Raw genomic sequence first — 2198 nt, forward strand, 5'->3', positions numbered from 1 at the left:
CCGACCGTGTGCTCACCAGAGTGCACTGAAAGGTAACGGGATAACTGTCCGTTGGCTGCCGAGGCAACGACGAGTCCGTATCGCGTCAGCCAAGGATACGGAGGTGGAGGTTGTACAGCGAGTTACCGAGGACGAGCCGCGTGCTGGTTGATCGTCGGCAAGTCTGCGATCGCCCCCGGTGGACCGCCGGGACGCGGGATTCGGACACGTTAACCCCCACGGATGCGCTTCATGCTCGATGAGCGTGTTCGGTGGGGGTTTCTGCTGGTCGGCGCTGGTGCGGGATTGCGTAGCCGGATTTGTCGCCGTCCGGGTGGAGGCCCTTTGATGGTGAGGGTTCCGCCGATCATGCAGCTGACCTGGGCATCGTGTTCAAGCAGTGCGTCAACCACGCCGTGGGGGTTGTCCGCAGAAACGCCCAACCAGTCTGCGAGCTGTTCGATCGCTTTGGCTTGATGGATGTAGACAGTGCGGGAGCGCCGCGCGTCGGGGGTTCGCGGGCCGGGTTCGGGAGCCGTGGCGGCAGCGGTAGGCGGCGTGGTTGTGAAGCCAGTGCGAGTCGAGGATCCGCCCGCACTCCAGGCAACGGATCAACCCGGCGAGCAGGTACCGATCGTCGTCCCCGCTTTCCGACGTCGGGGTGGCGCTGGTCAGTTGCGCGGCAACGAAGTCTTCCTCGCTGACCAGTGGTGGATGCGCCCGTTCCCGGGAGATGACCCACTGCTGCATCATGTTCCAGCGGCGTGTCCCGGACTGGCCGAGCAGATCGTCGGCTGCGTCCAGCGGGCCGCGGTCGGTGTGCTGCCGGTTCCATACCTGCCGGCCGGTGTAGCGGGAGTTGGCCAGGATTGCCGCGACGGTGCGTAGCGTCCAGCCGGCCCCTGTGCGGTGCGGGTTGCGTTCCGGGTCGACCCGCGACGGGCAGGGCACGTTCCGATCGTTCAACTCGCGGGTGATCCCGGCGACGCTGCGACCGGCCAGCCGTTGTGCGAACATCCGCTGCACATACGGCGCGGTCGCTGGATCGGGTTCCAGACGCTGGGCTCGGCGCCCCCACTTCGCGTGCGCAGCGTTCGGGTGCGGGCCGGCGCCAACGAGCCGGTACCCGTAGGGTGGTCGACCGCTGAGGTGCCCGCCCTGCTCAATCACCTGGGCTCGCATCGCCACATTCGACCGGAACCGGGACCACTGCACCTCCCGCGGCGAGTGCACGCCGAGCAGGGCCAGGAGCGACATATGCAGGTCGTTGGCGGCGTCGACCGGGCCGTTGAGCTCGGGCAGCCACAGCTGCACGCCGTACAGCGCGAACGCGGTGCGAGTTGCCGGTACTGGTCGCCGTAGAACGCCCGCTCGAACTCGCCCACCACGATTGCGTCGAATCCGCGATCCGGATCGGCCAAAGCGGCCAGCACCCGCGCGGCCTGCGGACGCTGAGACCAGGGCAGTTGACCAGAGCAGCCAACATCAAAGAATTTCGCCACGATCATGCCCCGACCGTCGACCAACTCCTCGGCGAAGTCGTGCTGCCACCGCGCTGAGGACAGCCGGTCCTGGAATTCTTTGGTGGACATCCGCCCGTAGAACGCGAACCGCACGCTCGGCAACTCGATTGCTGATCGGCGTTGGCGCAGGCGTTGTGTCTGGCGATGGGGCTGCCGTATCCACCAGCCCAGCAGGTCAGGGCCCTCGACCTCCGATGTGCACCGCATCCTGCGCCTCTTCGATTAAGCGCAGCGGGAACGTTGGCACATCATCGATGTACAACGATGGGCGCCATTGTCAGATACGTCGCGACGGCAAGATCGCTGGCATGTGAGGTCGTGCAGCCGCGAGCGCCCCTTGATCTCACCCGTGAAAGCGCTGGTCGCGGAGTTGGAGCGTTTGATCGCGGGGGCGGGAATCAGCCAGCATCGCGGGCGTAGTCGGGCGGACCGCAGATCCTCCCTGCGGATGGGTTGCTTGCCAGGGCGATTGAGTGCTGAGCGCGAGCTAGATCCGCGGCCGCGGATCTCGAGCCACGTGTGTCGCCCGCAGTTTTTGCAGGTGGCGAAGGAGCGCATGACGTGAAGCAGAGCGTGAGATCGCTACGGTCGTGAGGAGAGCTGTCGCCTGGTGGGTCACGGCTGGCTCGGTGCGGAGTTCGATGTGGTGCTGGCCGGGGTGGTGGGCATGGGTTGGAGGTGGAACTTCGCTACCAA

General features: G+C 66.2%; 2 protein-coding genes. One reads left to right on the plus strand and one right to left on the minus strand.

The genetic code is table 11. The annotated features are described in order from the left end of the window. Positions 1–384: 384 nt before the first annotated feature. Entirely contained in the window at positions 385–1293 is a 909-nt protein-coding gene (locus Raf01_RS50465; protein WP_239134599.1) for a recombinase family protein, read from the minus strand. A gap of 26 nt (positions 1294–1319) precedes the next feature. Here Raf01_RS50465 and Raf01_RS51310 point away from each other — a divergent pair, with 26 nt between their 5' ends. Then, the gene (locus Raf01_RS51310; RefSeq protein ID WP_239134600.1) at positions 1320–1538 is read left to right on the plus strand and encodes a hypothetical protein; all 219 of its coding nucleotides are present in this window, start codon (positions 1320–1322) and stop codon (positions 1536–1538) included. Positions 1539–2198 lie beyond the last annotated feature (660 nt).

Origin of the sequence: Rugosimonospora africana (assembly GCF_016862975.1) — a bacterium.
Taxonomy (GTDB): Bacteria; Actinomycetota; Actinomycetes; order Mycobacteriales; family Micromonosporaceae; genus Rugosimonospora; species Rugosimonospora africana.